Origin of the sequence: Trueperella bialowiezensis, assembly GCF_900637955.1 — a bacterium.
In the GTDB taxonomy this organism is placed as follows: domain Bacteria; phylum Actinomycetota; class Actinomycetes; order Actinomycetales; family Actinomycetaceae; genus Trueperella; species Trueperella bialowiezensis.
In genome coordinates, this window is the sequence record NZ_LR134476.1 from 1,029,322 (window position 1) to 1,045,891 (window position 16,570).

At 58.6% G+C, this 16,570-nt stretch carries 11 protein-coding genes; 6 read left to right on the top strand and 5 right to left on the bottom strand.

Going from position 1 to position 16,570, the window contains the following annotated elements; all coding sequences use genetic code 11:
* Positions 1-44: 44 nt before the first annotated feature.
* Positions 45-3,302, bottom strand: a complete 3,258-nt coding sequence (locus EL234_RS04875; protein WP_126416411.1) for an efflux RND transporter permease subunit — start codon at positions 3,300-3,302, stop codon at positions 45-47.
* A gap of 107 nt (positions 3,303-3,409) precedes the next feature.
* On the opposite strand from EL234_RS04875, the gene EL234_RS04880 reads away from it, so the two are divergent.
* Complete coding sequence (locus tag EL234_RS04880; RefSeq protein WP_126416412.1) at positions 3,410-4,765, top strand: hypothetical protein; 1,356 nt, start codon at positions 3,410-3,412, stop codon at positions 4,763-4,765.
* Positions 4,766-4,835: 70 nt separating this feature from the next.
* Here EL234_RS04880 and EL234_RS04885 read toward each other — a convergent pair whose 3' ends face one another.
* Positions 4,836-5,240: an SdpI family protein gene (locus tag EL234_RS04885; RefSeq protein ID WP_126416413.1), complete on the bottom strand. Its 405-nt coding sequence runs from the start codon at positions 5,238-5,240 to the stop codon at positions 4,836-4,838.
* Between the two features lie 453 nt (positions 5,241-5,693).
* Here EL234_RS04885 and EL234_RS04890 point away from each other — a divergent pair, with 453 nt between their 5' ends.
* The 5 genes from EL234_RS04890 (at position 5,694) to EL234_RS04910 (ending at position 13,730) form a co-directional block, all read left to right on the top strand.
* Positions 5,694-6,869, top strand: coding sequence for a Fic family protein (locus EL234_RS04890; protein WP_126416414.1), 1,176 nt, complete (start codon positions 5,694-5,696; stop codon positions 6,867-6,869).
* A 72-nt stretch (positions 6,870-6,941) separates the two neighbouring features.
* The gene (locus tag EL234_RS04895; protein WP_126416415.1) at positions 6,942-8,537 is read left to right on the top strand and encodes a type I restriction-modification system subunit M; all 1,596 of its coding nucleotides are present in this window, start codon (positions 6,942-6,944) and stop codon (positions 8,535-8,537) included.
* Positions 8,534-9,535 (top strand): virulence RhuM family protein, encoded by a 1,002-nt coding sequence (locus EL234_RS04900; protein ID WP_126416416.1) that lies wholly within the window; start codon positions 8,534-8,536, stop codon positions 9,533-9,535. The genes EL234_RS04895 and EL234_RS04900 overlap by 4 nt, the downstream gene beginning before the upstream one ends.
* Positions 9,532-10,686 carry a restriction endonuclease subunit S gene (locus EL234_RS04905; protein ID WP_126416417.1) on the top strand — a complete coding sequence of 385 codons (1,155 nt, stop codon included), beginning with the start codon at positions 9,532-9,534 and terminating at the stop codon, positions 10,684-10,686. Before EL234_RS04900 ends, EL234_RS04905 begins: the two co-directional genes overlap by 4 nt.
* Positions 10,683-13,730, top strand: coding sequence for a type I restriction endonuclease subunit R (locus EL234_RS04910; RefSeq protein ID WP_126416418.1), 3,048 nt, complete (start codon positions 10,683-10,685; stop codon positions 13,728-13,730). The genes EL234_RS04905 and EL234_RS04910 overlap by 4 nt, the downstream gene beginning before the upstream one ends.
* A gap of 8 nt (positions 13,731-13,738) precedes the next feature.
* On the opposite strand, the gene tgt is transcribed toward EL234_RS04910, so the two are convergent.
* From tgt to EL234_RS04925, 3 genes are all read right to left on the bottom strand, one after another.
* Entirely contained in the window at positions 13,739-14,956 is a 1,218-nt protein-coding gene (gene tgt / locus EL234_RS04915; protein WP_126416419.1) for a tRNA guanosine(34) transglycosylase Tgt, read from the bottom strand.
* A gap of 19 nt (positions 14,957-14,975) precedes the next feature.
* Complete coding sequence (locus EL234_RS04920) at positions 14,976-15,704, bottom strand: queuosine precursor transporter (RefSeq protein ID WP_126416420.1); 729 nt, start codon at positions 15,702-15,704, stop codon at positions 14,976-14,978.
* 179 nt (positions 15,705-15,883) lie between these two features.
* On the bottom strand, positions 15,884-16,555 hold the full coding sequence (locus EL234_RS04925; RefSeq protein ID WP_241968935.1) for a deoxynucleoside kinase: 672 nt from the start codon (positions 16,553-16,555) through the stop codon (positions 15,884-15,886).
* Between the last annotated feature and the right edge of the window lie 15 nt (positions 16,556-16,570).

A 16,570-nucleotide genomic window follows, 5' to 3' on the forward strand; every position in this document is an offset into this window, starting at 1 on the left:
TTTCCCCTCCATGCTACCTATCCGGCAGGCACGTCCGGGCAATCTTAGCGATCTTCGTCTTGGGTGGCGTCGCTATCTTTCACCCCGTCAGCGCCCGCATCCCCGTCAACGACGACGTCCGCATCCCCGTCAACGACGGCGTCCGCATCCCCGTCAACGACGACGTCCGCATCCCCGTCAACGACGGCGTCCGCATCCTTCGCGACCTCGGCGGCCACCATCGCCTCGACCTTCGCCGCGCGCCGGGCAGCCGCCCGCTCCTTCGCGCCTTCGACCAGGCGGTACAGCACAGGCAGCAGAACGAGCGTGAGCAGCGTCGACGTTATAAGTCCGCCGATCACCGTGATCGCCAGCGGCGTGGAGATGAACCCGGTTGCCGATGATACGCCGAGCGCCATCGGGGTCATCGCTGCAATGGTTGCCAGCGACGTCATGACCACCGGCCGCACCCTGCGCATCGCACCCGCATGCACCGCCTCGCCGAGTTCGTAGCCGCGCTCGCGGTACTGGTTCATGAGGTCTACGAGCACCACCGCGTTGGTCACCACGATGCCGGTGAGCATGAGCAGGCCGATCATCGCCGACAGGTCGAGCGGCGTATCCGTGAGCAGCAGCGCGCCGAAGGAGCCGATGGCCGCGAACGGGATTGCCACCAGCAGCAACGCGGGTTGCACGAGCGACTTGAAAATCCACACGAGCACCACGTAGATGAGCAGAATGGCCGCGGCAATCGCGTAGATGAGCTGTTCGAAGGATTCGGCCAGCTGCTCCGCTGAACCTCCCACGATCGTCACCGCGCCGTCCGGCAAGTCCACGTCGGCCAGCGCTCGCTCCACCGCCGCACTCGCCTCGCCCAGGTTATCCGTGGCAACGGGCGTTGCCGATACCGTCGCCGTCGTCTGCCCGTTAATCGTGACGATGGTCGGAATCGAGCCGACCTCCTCGATCTGTGCGAACGCCGCGATCGGCTGGCCCATGATCGTCATCGCGCGCAGCTCGTCCACGCTCGTCACCGGGTCGTTGATCGACAGTTTGATCGCCGTATCCACGTTGTCAATCGCGATCGTGCCGATTTCCGGCTCCACCATTTGGGCGGCGATCATGCCGACGACGTCGTTCTCCGTCAGCCCCACCGCTGCCACGGCGTCGCGATCCACGGTGACCTGCACGGCCGGAGCCTCGGCGGCAAGGTTGTGTTCCACCGCCTTGACCTCAGCTAACTCGGCGAGCGCCGCCTGCACGTCGTCCGTAGCCTGCGCCAAAGACTGCGGATCGGGGGCCGTAATGTTGACGTCAATCGTGCCGCTTCCGAGCATCCCTTCCGTCGAGGTCGTCAGCGCACCCTCGCCTGCCACCGCGTCGCCGGCGGCCTGGAGCGCGTCGGTAATCTGGTCGACGTCGGCGTCCTCGTCGATACTCACGAAATAGGAAATCTGCGGCACGCCGGTCATCGGGTTCGCCCCGATCAGCGTGCCGATCGTGTTCGTGCCCGGCACCTCGCTCAGCGCCTGCTCCACCTCGGCGGCGGCCTCCACCTGCGCCTGCGTGGACGAGCCCGGCTCCACCTCTTGGGTGAGCGAGATCGAGCCCTGGTTTGCGCTGCCCAGCAGGTTGATCTTGAGTAGCGGGAACATCGCCACCGACGCCCCGAGGATCACGAGTGCCACCAGCAGCGTGACCACCGGGCGTTTTTGCGTGCCGCGCAGTACGGGTTCGTAGGCGCGGCGCAACCAGTAGCGTTCCTCTTTGCGCCGGGCCACCTGCTGATATTCCTCGAGCTCACCGGTGCGCTGGGCAACGAGCGCTGCCTTCGCCGGCTTCAAGAACCAGTAGGCGAGCACGGGCACAATCGTTAGTGCCACGAGCAGCGACGCCGCGAGCGCAATCACCACAGTGAACGCGAATGGGCGGAACAGTTCGCCCACGAGCCCGGGCACCAGGCCGATCGGCACGAACACGATGAAGGACACGATCGTCGAGGCGGTGATCGCCGAGGAGACTTCTCGTACGCCGTCGAGCACGGCGTCGCGCTTATCCTTCCCGTAATCCAGGTGGCGTTTAATGTTTTCGATGACGACGATAGAGTCGTCCACCACGCGCCCGATCGACAGGGTGAGCGCGGCGAGCGTGAGCATGTTGAGCGAGTATCCGCCCACGTACATGCCGATGAATCCGGCGAGCAGCGAGAGCGGGATCGAGATCGCCGTGACCAGTGTGGAGCGCACTGAGAAGAGGAACACGAGGATCACGAGCACCGCGAAGATGAGGCCGAGCAGGCCTTCTTGCGCGAGCGACTCAATCGAGCCGGTGATGTAGGGCGCCTGGTCGAACAGCATGGTGAATTCGGTGTTGCCGCCCACGGACGGCGCGAGCCTGTCCAGCGCGTCGCCTACCTCGGCGGAGGTGTCCACAATGTTCGCGTTTGCGGTGGGGAAGATGACGATCGCGATGGCGTCTTCGCCGTCGATGCGCCCGACCATGTCGCGAGCGCCGTCGGTGAACTCCACTTGGGCGATCTCGGATAGCGGGTAGACGGTGGCTGGCTGACCGGCCTCGGTGTCGCCGGCGACGATGGGAATTGCGCGCAGCGCTTCGATGGAGTCGAGTTGGTTGCCGACCGTGACGTCCTTGGCCTGCCCGCCCTCGACGAGCGTGCCCACGGGGACCGATAGCCCGTTGTCGTCGAGCGCCTTTTCGATGGCGTCCGGGCTGATCCCCAGCTCGGCCACACGCTCGGCGTTCAGCGTGATGGAAATGTTTTGTTCCGGAGCGGCGATGAGCTCGGCCGAAGCGACGCCGCTAATCTTTTCCAGCTCGGGCATGACCGTGTTGCGGATCCGCTCCGCCGTCTCCAACGGCGTTCCCTCCGACGTGATCGCCACATACGCCAGCGGAATATCCGAACTTCCGCCCGCAATCACCTGGTAATCGGCGTTCTCGGGGAAGTTCTCATCGGCCCGGTTAATCGCAAGTTCCACGCGGTTTGCCGCCCGGGCGACGTCGGTTCCGTAGTCCAGTTCGATGGTGACGAAGGAGACCGACGACGACGAACGGGTAGTCGTGTTCGCCACCTCCGGAATCGTCATCACGCGCTGTTCGACGGGGATCGACACGCGGTCACGCATCTGCTCCGAGGTTGCTCCCGGGCTCACCGTGAGCACATTGATCACTGGCAGCTCGATGCGCGGGATGAGCTCTTGGCGAAGCAACCCCACACAGAACGTTCCGAGCACGGCAATAACAATGGACACAAGCGCAACAAACGCGCGGTTCTTGAGTGAACCTTCCGAAAGCTTAAACATGAAAACCTCGCTGTCGATACCGTTCTAGCCTACGCCTTGGCCACCGCCATGGCCATAGTGCTCACATTTGGTTTCTTTCCACCACCTACCTTTGAAACAATTGCGCCATGACGTTTATCGACTGGGCACTTGAGCAGGCCGTGAAGCATCCGAAGTTGGAAGGCGCGTTTGTGAGCGCCAGCGGCGAATGGCTTGACGTGCTGCTTCCCGACGGGCGAGCATTCCGCTTCCGCCCGGGTGCCCTCATCAAGTCGGACGCCCCACTTGAGCAGCGCACGGTGTTGCTGGATCGCCTGATCGACGTCGGCGTGGAGCAAGCCGAAGAATCACGCGTGCTGGAGGCCGCCGACGAGCCGGGGGACGGCGTCGTCGCAAACAAACCGGCGGACTCGTCTGGTGGCCGAGATGAGGAAAGCGGCGGAGAACGGACGGGCGAAGGCGGCGGCGAGTCTGGAAGCGAATCCGGCGTCGGGCAGCCTCAGGACCAGGGCGAGGCGCCCATTTTCCCGATCGTGCGGGCGGCCGACTATTTTTTGGCCTCGCATCGCGGTTCTGACTCGATGGTCTACTTGCCGATCACGGATTTTCTTGCCGTGGGTATCGCGCACGACTATCCGGATACGATCGAGCCGATCTACTATTCGCAGCTCGAGGATTCCGATGCGGACATCGGCGAAGTGGTGTCCGAGGCGGTTAACAGGCTGCGGCAGGCGGCTGGGCGCAGGAGTCAGAGCGTCGAGATTGAGGTGACCGAGATTGCGGGCGCGCGCGTCATGTCGTTCTTGCAGCCGGCGAACTACGAGGTGTCGTGGTTCGTGGACGTTGAGATGACCATGCATATCGCCGAGCGGATTTCCGAACACCGGCCCGACGACATTCCGCTGTTCGTGCCGGCGTCGAGGTCCAAGCTGTACATCGTATTTGCCGACGACCCGCATTTGACTGATTTCTTTGAGTTTTTGCTTGATCAGCGGGATGCGAGCGACGTCGTCTATCCGCTTCCGCACACGGTGGCCGAGGATGGGTGGCTCGAATGGCAGCCCTTCCCCGGGTCGCGCCTTGCCGACGTGCTGGCGAACCTGCGCAACCACTACCGGCAAAAGATTTATCGCGCCCAGCTCGACGTCATCTCGCAGTGGCCGCACGTGGGGGCCGTGACCTCGTTCGATATTCGGCGGTTGACGAGCGGGGAGCGCGTGTCTGTGACCACGTGGGATGCCAGCAACGACCACGGCACGATCCCGAAGACGGACTTCGTCACGTTCACGCGCCGGCCGTCCCCGCATCCGTGGGAGGATGTTACGCCTGTGAATATTACGGTGCGCACGCACGTGGCACGTGAACTGTGGCCGGCCGGTTTTTCTGACGATACGAACGTGTGGCCGCCGCGCTACACGATCACCGGTTTCCCCGATGATGACACGCTGCTCGCGCTGAAGGGTGCCACCGACCGCCAGTTCTAGGGCGAAACGGTGCGCCGTCTTTTGGAGTCATAATCAGTGGCTGCCGGGGCTTGTACTCGGTAAGCTGCGCCTAACTAGCTCGACCTTTTTCGTCAGAATCAAAAGCTCTTTTTGCCCGAAAATAGCGAACCCAGAACAAGATGATGGCGACCACGCATGTCGCCATAGAAAACACTAAAGAATCGAACGAAACCTTATAACGAGGATCAACATACTCTACAACTGCGCCAATGGAGGCAATAACCCCCGCGGCGAGAATTGCGCATCCCATCAGGAGAGCCGGCGTTGCTGTGGCTCTCTGAACTCGGTACCAATTCTCTTCGGATTCCATCGCGTATGGCGTCCGCGTCCCCATCAATTCGTTAGGGCGAATTTGGTCTTTCCTCATTCGCCGTCCGATAACGATCACAAAGGCGCCGCCTCCAACCATAACTACTCCGTTCAACAGGCAGAACACTAGTTCAACGACGCCCACGGTTCAGATCACCTCGCCCTCGATCGTCATCGACCTTGGATTTTATGGGAAAAGTCTATATCGAGAGCTGCTTTGCGATCTCGAACTTCGGGAAAGAGACGCGCCAAGATTGATGGCGGAGCAGGCGGCGCGAAACCCCACAATGTCGAGAAAACGAGAGAGCCCACGACGGGGCTTGTACTGGGCACACTCCGCGTAACACATGAGAAAACGGCCGTTTTCATGCTTTTTCGCAATGAGATTACGCCTGGTCATGTGTTACGCGGACATGGCCAGGTATCCCCGCATCAAACACCCGATATGCCACGCCATTAGACTTACATTTTGTCCGCTAACGCCGAAACGAAGACTCGCGACATCACGCGAGAAGCTGCGCCGACTCTTGAACTCATAATCTGCTGCCGGATAGATTATGACTTAGCGTTTAAGTCATAATCAGCGAGGGAGGTGTGTATGAGCTGGCCGCTAGTTAGTTACGAGGAACAAACGTGGCAGGGGCCGACGTCGTGGATTCCGCGCTCGCAAGAACTAGCACGCTCGCGCGCTCGTTACACCTCGGCGATTCCCGCAGAGATTGCGCAGGCTACCCCTGCCATCGACGATAACCTCGCGCAGCTTTTGGAGTCTGCGACGTTGGAACTGTCTCGCTTTGACGCTGAACATGGTCATCACCTGCATGGGTTTGGCCCGCTCCTCCTGCGGTCAGAGGCCAGTTCATCTTCACGTATTGAGAACCTCACGGCGAGCGCACGTAACGTGCTGGCTGCCGAGTTGGATCTTGCCACGTCACGCAACTCGCGAGTTATCGTGGGGAACACCCGCGCGATGGAAGCAGCGCTGGAGTTGGCTGGCAAGCCGGATGCGCACGCGATTCTTGCGATGCACAGCGCTCTTCTTCCAGACGAGTCGACCGGGACGTGGCGTCAAGACATGGTGTGGATAGGAACGTCGTCGCTGTCTCCGGTTGGCGCCGACTACGTGGCACCAACGCCTGAACGCGTGCCTGGTCTTATTGCGGACTTAGAACTGTTCATGGAACGTAGTGATATTCCGGCGTTGACGCTGGCGGCACTTGCCCACGCACAGTTTGAAACTATCCATCCATTCACGGATGGTAACGGCCGGACTGGGCGAGCACTCGTTCAGGCGCTTCTTCGCCACAGAGGGGTGACCCGCAGTGTTGCGATACCCGTGTCTGCCGGACTTCTTGCAAACCTAGATCACTATCACAGCGCACTCGATTCTTACCGTGAAGGCGACATCGCGCCTATCCTCGAGGCGTTCGCGCATGCGTCGCTACGCGCCGTTGAAAATTCACGCCGCCTTGTATCTGAGCTGCAGGCGGTGCATTCTGACTGGGAGCATCGGCTCGTCACCGCCAAGATCAGGCGGGACGCCCGCGCATGGGATCTCATCGATGCATTGCTTACCTTTCCGGTTGCAACTGCGGGCCTGCTCGCAGAGCAGATAGGGATCTCTCCGACTAACATTTACCCTCATATGAAGCGGCTTGAATCGCTAGGCATCGTCGAGAAGAAGAACGCCTACAAGAAGGGGAGCTACTGGATCGCCCCGGCTCCGTTGGCGGCGCTCGACGCTCTTGCTGAGCGCGCCGGCCGGCGAGAGTAGCGGCGTTCGCCGGTTACTTCACTGCGAGCAGTCTTCGATTTTTCTGTCGGAGGCGTGTGCCATACTGTTGGCATGACTCCTTCGACGACGACGGCCCAGCGCGCCGAGCTGCATAAGACGATCTGGCGGATAGCAAATGATTTGCGCGGAACGGTGGACGGCTGGGATTTCAAGGCCTATGTTTTGGGTTTCCTGTTTTATCGGTTCATCTCGGAGAACTTGACGAATTATTTGAACGAGCAGGAACGAAAAGCAGGTAATCCTGATTTCGATTACGCGAAGCTGCCGGACGAGCTGGCTGAGGTGGGTCGTGCCGAGACGGTCGCCGAAAAGGGCTTCTTTATTCTGCCGTCGGAGTTGTTCGAGAACGTGCGTGCACGTGCACATGCCGGTGAAGAGGAGAATCTGAACGAGACTCTGGCAGCGGTGTTCCGTGACATCGAAGGGTCTGCCACGGGCACGGCGTCGGAGGATGATCTGAAAGGGCTGTTCGCGGATGTTGACGTGAATAGCCCGAAGCTGGGGTCTACGGTTGTGGGGCGGAATAAGAAGCTCGTGCAAATTCTTGACGCGATCGGCGATCTTCCGCTTGGCAGTGCGGACACCCATGAGATTGACGCGTTCGGTGACGCCTACGAGTTCCTGATGACCATGTACGCCTCGAGCGCTGGTAAGTCGGGCGGAGAGTTCTTCACGCCGCCTGAAGTCTCGGAGCTACTCGCGAAGCTGACGGTTGTGGGCAAGACACAAGTCAACAAGGTCTACGATCCTGCGTGTGGTTCAGGTTCCCTGCTCCTGAAGTTCGCGTCGATCCTGGGTAAGGAGAACGTGCGTGGTGGCTTCTTTGGTCAGGAGATCAACCTGACCACGTACAACCTGTGCAGGATTAACATGTTCTTGCACGACATCAACTTCAACCACTTCTCAATCGCTAATGGCGACACGCTGATTGAGCCCGCGCATTGGGATGACGAACCGTTTGAGGCGATCGTTTCGAATCCGCCGTATTCCACGAGGTGGGAGGGGGATGCGAACCCGCTGTTGATTAATGATCCGCGTTATTCTCCTGCCGGTGTGCTTGCGCCGAAGTCGAAGGCGGATTTGGCGTTTACGATGCATATCTTGCATTGGTTGGCTGTGGATGGCACGGCAGCGATAGTTGAGTTCCCGGGCGTTCTGTATCGTGGCGGGGCGGAGCAGAAGATTCGTAAGTATTTGATTGAGAATAATTACGTCGACACCGTCATCCAGCTTCCAGCGGACCTCTTTTTTGGCACGACTATCGCCACGTGCATTATCGTGCTGAAGAAGTCGAAGCCGGAGAACGACGTGCTGTTCATCGATGCTTCTGCTTTGTTCACCCGGAGTGGGAATAAGAATGTGTTGCGTCCGGAGGATCAAGAGAAGATTCTTGCCACGTTTACTGCTCGTGAGGATGTGGAGCATTTTGCCACCGTGGTTGACAACACGGAGATCGGGGAGAATCAATATAACTTGTCGGTGACGAGCTATGTGGAGCCCGAGGACACCACCGAGATCATCGATATTGCCGAGCTCAATGCGGAGATTGAGAAGATCGTGATCCGCCAGGCGCAGCTGCGAGCTCAGATTGATGAGATCGTCCGCGACCTCGAAGGCGCCGATGGTGAGCAGGTGGAGAAGGAATGAGCACGGGAAGTGAGCTTGTCTTTTATCAAGACGAGTCCGGGGTGACGCAGCTGCAGGTGCGACTTGAGGACGAGACGGTGTGGTTGTCGCAGGCCCAGATGGTCGAGCTTTTCCAGACATCAAAATCCAATGTGAGCGAGCATATCAGTCATGTTTTCGAGGAAGGGGAACTCGAGCGTGAAGCAACTGTTCGGGATTTCCGAACAGTTCGTCAAGAGGGGTCTCGCGTAGTTGAACGCGACATAACACATTACAACCTTGACGTGATTATCTCGGTCGGATATCGGGTTAAGTCGCTTGCTGGTACTCGTTTTCGACAGTGGGCTACTGCGGTCTTACGGGAGTACATCATTAAAGGTTTCACGATGGACGACGCCCGGATGGCCTCCGGTCCGGATGCGTATTGGCGAGAGCTCCTCGAACGGATACGTGATATCCGCTCGAGTGAGCGTCGGCTCTACCAGCAAGTCCTAGATCTATATGCCACGAGCGTGGATTACGATCCGAAGGCTGAGGTTAGCCGTGAGTTCTTCGCAACCGTGCAGAATAAACTACATTTTGCCGCGCACGGGCATACCGCTGCAGAGCTTATTTTTGAACGTGCCGACGCGACTCAACCGTTCATGGGTTTGACAAGCTTCAAGGGGCACCAGCCGAAATCCTCCGACGTGACTGTAGCTAAGAACTACCTTTCAGAGGAGGAGCTTTCTCGGTTGAACCTCATAGTATCGGCGTATTTCGATGCAGCCGAATTGCGTGCGCAAATGCATCAGGTGACTCGCATGGAGGACTGGCTCGTTCATTTGGACAATATGTTGGTTGCCATGGACGCTCCTGTGCTTGAGAACGCCGGAAAGCGAACTAAGGCTCAGGCGGATGCGTATGCAAAGGCCGAACTAGCCAAGTATCGAGAGTCGATAGCTGACGAACCGACGCCGGTGGAGCGCGCGTATCTCGACACAATTAAAGCGGCTCAAAAGCAGGTGGAGAAGGAATGAACTCGGTAGAAAAGCTCGTCGACAAACTCTGTCCAGACGGGGTGCAATATGTACCGCTGGGCGAACTTGCAAATTACCAGCAACCTACAAAGTTTCTGGTTTCGTCTACCAATTACGACGATTCTTACACTACTCCGGTGTTAACAGCCGGCCGGACGTTTATCTTGGGATATACAGATGAAGAAGACGGAATCTACCCGGCATCTGATAAGAATCCAGTCGTCATATTCGACGATTTCACTACCGCTTCAAAATGGGTTGATTTTCGGTTTAAAGCAAAATCATCAGCTATGAAGTTGATAACGGCTAGGGACGGATCTCCACTCTCGTTGAAATTTATTTACTACGTTCTTCAGAGTCTCAATTATCAGCCGAGCAACCATGAGCGTCACTGGATTTCCAAATTCTCGAAGATCAGAGTTCCCTGGCCACCCAAATCGGTGCGTGAAAGAATCGTTGGGATTCTTGACTCGTTTACTGCGCTCGAAGCGGAGCTGGAAGCGGAGCTGGAAGCGGAGCTGGAAGCGCGCCGCAGGCAATACGAGTATTACCGCGACGCGCTTCTCACCTTCCCACCTGAGGGGGGGCCGATCAGGTGGGCGACCTTGGGTAGCACTTTTCAAATGGCAGCCGGTAAAGCAATCAAGGCGAACCAAATTAGTGCCACACACTCTGCGGCAACACCTATTCCGTGTTTCGGAGGAAATGGGATCCGCGGTTACGTATCCACGCCAAGCGATACAGAACCTGCCATTTTCATCGGTCGACAAGGTGCTCTCTGTGGGAATATTGCCCGTTCTTCTGGCCCATTTTTTGCTACGGAGCATGCTGTCGTCACGAGACCAAAAGACAACGACATGATCAGCATACATTGGGCGTACCACCTGTTAACTCATCTCAACCTCAATCAATATGCCACGAAATCAGCTCAGCCCGGCTTATCTGTAAAGAGACTTGAGCGCGTGAAAATCCCAGTCCCGCCGCTTGAGGAGCAGGAGCGCATCGTCGCGATCCTCGACAAGTTCGACGCCCTCGTCAACGACATCAGCTCCGGCCTACCCGCCGAGATCGAGGCCCGGCGCAAACAGTACGAGTACTATCGAGATAAGCTCCTCACCTTCCCCGAGCTCAAGGAGGACGCAACATCATGAACGAACCCAACTCGGCCTACGGATACTTGCCCGTAGCGGTCAGCGACCAGGCGACCGTCGTCGCCACCTATGAACGTGATGCCGAACGGCACGTCGACTACCAATCCGAAGCCGACCTCGAACGCGCCTTCATCACCCAACTCGAAAAACAAGCCTACGAACGCCTCCACATCACCAGCGAAGCCGACCTCATCGCAAACGTCCGCACCCAAATCGAAGCGCTCAACAACTTCCAGTTCACAGACACCGAATGGCAACGCTTCTTCACTACCGTCATCGCCAACCAAAACGAAGGCATCGTAGAGAAAACCGCCAAAATACAAGAAGACGGCCACATCCAACTCCTCACCCGCGACGACGGCAGCACCAAAAACATCCTCCTCCTCAACAAAACACACATCCACGCCAACCGGCTGCAAGTACTCAACCAGTACGAAACCACCGGAAACTATGACAACCGTTACGACGTGACGATCCTCGTCAACGGCCTACCCATGATCCACGTCGAACTCAAACGCCGAGGCGTGCCACTGCGCGAAGCCTTCAACCAGATCAACCGCTACCAGCGCGACTCCTTCTGGGCCGGCTCCGGACTCTACGAATACATCCAAATCTTCGTCATCAGCAACGGCACCCTCACCAAGTACTACTCCAACACCACCCGCGACCTCGTCATCCGCGAAAACGGCAACAAACCCAACGCCAAGAAAACCTCCAACAGCTTCGCCTTCACCCAATGGTGGGCCGACGGCGCCAACCAACCCATCACCGACCTCATCGACTTCGCCAAAACCTTCTTCGCCAAACACACAATCCTCAACATCCTCACCAAATACTGCATTTTTAACACCCAGCGCACGCTCATGGTCATGCGCCCCTACCAGATCGTCGCCGCAGAACGCATCATCAACCGCATCGAAACATCCACCAACCAAAAGCAATACGGCACGCTCGCAGCCGGCGGATACATCTGGCACACCACCGGCTCCGGCAAAACGCTCACCAGTTTTAAAACAGCCCAACTAGCCACGCAGCTCGGCACAGTCGACAAGGTGCTCTTCGTCGTCGACCGTAAAGACCTCGACTACCAGACCATGGCCGAATACGACCGCTTCCAAAAAGGCGCCGCCAACTCCAACACGTCCACCGCCGAACTCAAACGCCAGATCGAGGACACGACGTCGAAAATCATCATCACCACGATCCAAAAACTGGCGATCTTCATCAAACAAAACCCGAAACATCCCGCGTTCACCAAACACTTCGTCATCATCTTCGACGAATGTCACCGCTCCCAATTTGGCGACATGCACGTGTCCATCACCAAAGCGTTCAAAAAATACCACCTGTTCGGATTCACCGGCACGCCGATCTTCGCCGAAAACGCCGGAAGCGGGAAGAACGTCAACCTACGCACCACAGCCCAAGCCTTCGGCGACAAGCTCCACACCTACACGATTGTGGACGCTATCAACGACAGGAACGTGCTGCCCTTCAGGATCGACTACGTCAACACGATCAAAGACAACCCAACCACGCCCGACCAGCAAGTATCCGGCATCGAAACCGAAACCGCGCTCCTCAACCCCGAGCGTATCCAGATGATCACCGAACACATTCGGGACAACTTCGACATCAAAACCAAACGCTCCGCCAGCTACAGCCACTCCGGCCAACGGTTACGCGGCTTCAACTCGATCCTCGCCACAGCCTCCATCCAAGCAGCCAAGGCGTACTACAACGCGTTCACGCGACCCCAGGCCACCGACGACTTCCCATCCGACAGGAAACTCAAAGTCGCACTCATCTATTCCTACAATCCCAACGAGGCGCAACCCGACGGCCTGCTCGGCGAAGAAGCACTCACCGCAGACGGACTCGACGCCGCCTCCCGAGACTTCCTCGAAGATGCCATCCAGGACTACAACACCGAGTTCAAGACCTCGTTTTCCACCCACGGGCAAGGATTCGAAAACTACTACAAAGACGTCTCCCTACGCATGAAGAACCGGGAACTCGACCTCCTCATCGTGGTCAACATGTTCCTCACAGGATTCGACGCCACCACGCTCAACACGCTGTGGGTTGACAAAAACCTCCGCCAACACGGACTCATCCAAGCCTTCAGCCGCACCAACCGGATCCTCAACTCCGTGAAAACATACGGCAACATCGTCTGCTACCGGAACCTCGAAGAAGAAACCAACGCCGCGCTTGCCCTGTTCGGCAACAAAGACGCCGCCGGTATCGTCCTACTCAAGCCATACGCCGAGTACTACGGCGAATACGAGGCCAAAGTAGCCGAACTACTCGAACGATTTCCCCTCGGCGGGCGTATCGAAGGCGAAGACAACCAAAAGCAGTTCGTCGGCCTGTTCGGAGCCATCCTACGGCTCATCAACATCCTGGACTCGTTCCCCGAGTTCGCGGGCTCGCAACTCCTCGACCCTCGCCAAATCCAAGACTACAAGAGCCATTACCTCGACCTTTACGACGAGTTCCGCCGTCGCTCGCAGGGCGACAAGGAGTCGATTGCCGACGACGTCGTGTTCGAAATCGAACTCGCCAAACAAGTTGAGGTGAACGTCGACTACATCCTCATGCTCGTCAAACAGCACATCGAACAACACGGAAGCTTTGCCGACAAGGAAATCCGGGCCGACATCGAACGCGCCATCAACGCCAGCCCAACCCTGCGCAACAAGCGCGACCTCATCGAAGAGTTCCTTGCGCGCATCAACGCCGACTCCGAGATCGACGAAGAGTGGCAGAGCTATATTCGCCAGCAGTTCGACAGCGAACTTGATGCGATCATCGCAGCAGAAAACCTGCGGCCCGCCCAGGCTCGCACGCTGACCGAGAACATTTTCCGTGACAACACTGACATCCCATTGGAAGGCACCGCGGTCACCGAGGTCATGCCACCCGTCTCGCGCTTCCAACCCGACAGCGGACGTGCAGAAAAACGCGCCCGCATCATCAAGCGGCTGCAAGACTTCATCGACCGTTTCCGCGGTCTGCTCACGCTCGAGGCCAACCGGTAGAGCGGCGGCTACTTGCCCGCGTAGAACCTGCCCAGCACCTCGGCCTTGAACTCCCAGTACGTGCCGTCCTCAATCGCTGCACGAATGCCGTCCACGAGCTTGACCGTAAAGTACTCGTTGTGAATGGTGGCCAGTGTGGCCGAGAGGATTTCCTTCGCCTTAAACAGGTGATGCATGTAGGCCTTCGTGTAATGCGTACACGTGTAGCACTCGCAGCCCTCGACCAGCGGCGAAAAGTCACGCTTAAACTCTGCCCGCGTCACGTTAAACCGCCCGTCCGGCGAATAAATCGCAGCGTTACGCGCCACCCGCGACGGATTCACACAATCAAACGTATCCGCCCCATTCTCGATGCAGGCAAAGAAATCATCCGGCTCCGAAATGCCGAGCATGTGCCGAGCCCGACCCTCCGGCAGCTCCTCACACACCCACCCGACGATGGTCGCCAGATTCTCCTTCTCCAAGGCTCCGCCGATCCCGAAACCGTCGAAGCGCTGGCCGTCCACCTCCATCGCCCCGAGATCGCGAGCCGCCTTCCGCCGCAGATCCTCATACTGGGCGCCCTGAATCACGCCAAACAACTGCTGATAGGGCTTATCCACACGCTCTTCCGTCAGCTGCTTATGCGCCACCAAGCAACGCTCCGCCCACAACCTCGTCCGCTCCAACGCCTCTTCTTGATAGGCGCGCGAGTTCATCAACGTCGTCAGCTCATCGAACGCAAAAATAATGTCCGCACCCAGCTCGTGCTGGATCCGCATCGACACCTCCGGCGTAAACCGATGCAAATCCCCGTTGAGGTGGGAACGGAACCACACGCCGTCGTCGTCCACATTCGCCAGCCGCTCCTTGCCGGCCGCCACGGCGTCGTCGGCAACACGCTTGCCCGAAAACTCCTCCGACAGCACCTTCTTAAACCCCGACCCCAGACTCATCACCTGAAACCCACCCGAATCAGTGTAGGTGGGGCCGGGCCAATTCATGAACGCGCCCAGCCCACCAGCCGCATCGACGACGTCGGAGCCCGGCTGCAAATAAAGGTGATAGGCATTCGCAAGCACGGCCTGCGCACCCACCTCACCCACCTGCTCGGGCGTGACGCCCTTGACCGTGGCCTTGGTGCCCACGGGAATAAACGCCGGGGTGTGGATGTCGCCGTGCGGGGTGTGGATCGTGCCGGTGCGGCCGAGCTGGCCATCGAGGCGAGTGCCGAGTGTGAACGTCATGGTGCTAGCTTATGTCCTTTCACTTCGTGGGCTGATTGGCGGTTTGGGGCTCGCCCGCTGGTTGGGGCAACGCGGCGTGGTAGTCCGGCTCGCGGCGCTTCACCCAGTTGATCACCGCATACGTGACGGGCAACAGCAGGATTTCCACGGCCACCTTGTAGGCGAAGCCGACGACGGCCAAGTTCGCGATCACGCCCCACCCCATCACGCCGGTCCAGGCGACGACGCAGAAAATCGCGGTATCAGCAGCCTCGCCCACCACCGTCGAGCCGACGAGCCGCGCCCACAAATGCCGCTCACCCCACCGCTCTTTAATAGAGGTGAGCACCTTGGCGTTGAGCAGCTGGCCGACCAGATATCCCGCGAGCGACGCCGCCACGAACCGCCACACCACACCCAAGACTTCCTCGAAGGCGGCCTGGGAGGTGTAGTCAGGATGAGCGGGCAGCGCGATGATCAGCCAAAACGTCACGGACGCGACCACGGAGACCACGAAGCCCATGAGGATCGCCCGCTTCGCGGCCCGGAATCCGTAGACCTCCGAGAGCACGTCACCGATCACGTAGGTCAGCGGGAAAAGCACGGCCCCGCCGTCAAAAGTTAGCGGGCCGATCTGGATCAGCTTGGTCGCCCCGATATTCGACAGCAATAAGAACGCGACGAAGAAAACCGCGAAATAATCGTAATAACCGCGGCGGATCGGAGCGTAGGCCGGGGCAGTGCTTTCCCGGGAAGATGTGGCAGTCATGATGTCCTTTCGAGATCGCACGGGAAAAGGACGGAAGTCGCCGTGCGTGAACCCCGCCGGGCACTGCCACTACCCGGCGCGCCTGCGCTCACGGTGTGAACGCGGCGGGGCGCCGATCACTCAAACGCCCACTCGGATACTAGCACGACGTGCGCGGACGGCCGAACGACGTCGTCGTGCTAACTTTCCTGCGTACGCTGGCGTTCCAACTCGGCGTCAACAAGCTCCAGCAAATACTGCTGATGTTCGGGGACGGAAAGGTCGTAGCGGTCGGTGTCGAAGATGAGCACCGGCGACTCCTTATATTTCGTGTCCACCCAATCCCGGTAGCCCTCCCACAGCTGGCGGAAGTAGGACAGCTGCGATTCGTCCTGTTCGAAATCCCGGCCGCGGGTGGCAATGCGCTTCAGAATCGTGTCGAACTCCGCGTGCAAGAACACGAACAGGTCCGGCGCTTTCTTCGGGAAGAACTCGAGCTCTTCCATCATGTTCGCAAGCAGGGATTCGTAAATCGAAAACTCCAGTTCGGAGATCCGACCCATGTCCGTATTCACCCGAGCAAAGTACCAATCCTCATAAATCGACCGGTCGAGCACGGCATGCCGATTGACGAGCGCGCGCTTGATATCCGTGTAGCGTGAGTTGAGGAACGTCAGCTGAAGCAGGAACGGATAGCGTTTGGCCTGCTCCTCCTCCGGCGTGGCCGTGTAAAACTTTTCAAGAATCTCGTTGCCTTCCACGCTTTCAAGGTGGAGAGGGGCGTAGAGATGATCTGAGATGAGGCGGGCCGCCGTCGTCTTCCCGACTCCGATCATGCCGCCAATGGTTACGAGTGCCACGGGTGCTGTCACATCCTATATTTTCGG

Excerpts from the sequence above, each read along its gene's own strand:
- EL234_RS04895 (WP_126416415.1), top strand. The coding sequence starts at position 6,942 with ATGACTCCTTCGACGACGACGGCCCAGCGCGCCGAGCTGCATAAGACG.
- EL234_RS04880 (WP_126416412.1), top strand. The coding sequence starts at position 3,410 with ATGACGTTTATCGACTGGGCACTTGAGCAGGCCGTGAAGCATCCGAAG.
- EL234_RS04905 (WP_126416417.1), top strand. The coding sequence starts at position 9,532 with ATGAACTCGGTAGAAAAGCTCGTCGACAAACTCTGTCCAGACGGGGTG.
- EL234_RS04890 (WP_126416414.1), top strand. The coding sequence starts at position 5,694 with ATGAGCTGGCCGCTAGTTAGTTACGAGGAACAAACGTGGCAGGGGCCG.
- EL234_RS04920 (WP_126416420.1), bottom strand. The coding sequence starts at position 15,704 with ATGACTGCCACATCTTCCCGGGAAAGCACTGCCCCGGCCTACGCTCCG.
- tgt (WP_126416419.1), bottom strand. The coding sequence starts at position 14,956 with ATGACGTTCACACTCGGCACTCGCCTCGATGGCCAGCTCGGCCGCACC.
- EL234_RS04875 (WP_126416411.1), bottom strand. The coding sequence starts at position 3,302 with ATGTTTAAGCTTTCGGAAGGTTCACTCAAGAACCGCGCGTTTGTTGCG.
- EL234_RS04900 (WP_126416416.1), top strand. The coding sequence starts at position 8,534 with ATGAGCACGGGAAGTGAGCTTGTCTTTTATCAAGACGAGTCCGGGGTG.
- EL234_RS04910 (WP_126416418.1), top strand. The coding sequence starts at position 10,683 with ATGAACGAACCCAACTCGGCCTACGGATACTTGCCCGTAGCGGTCAGC.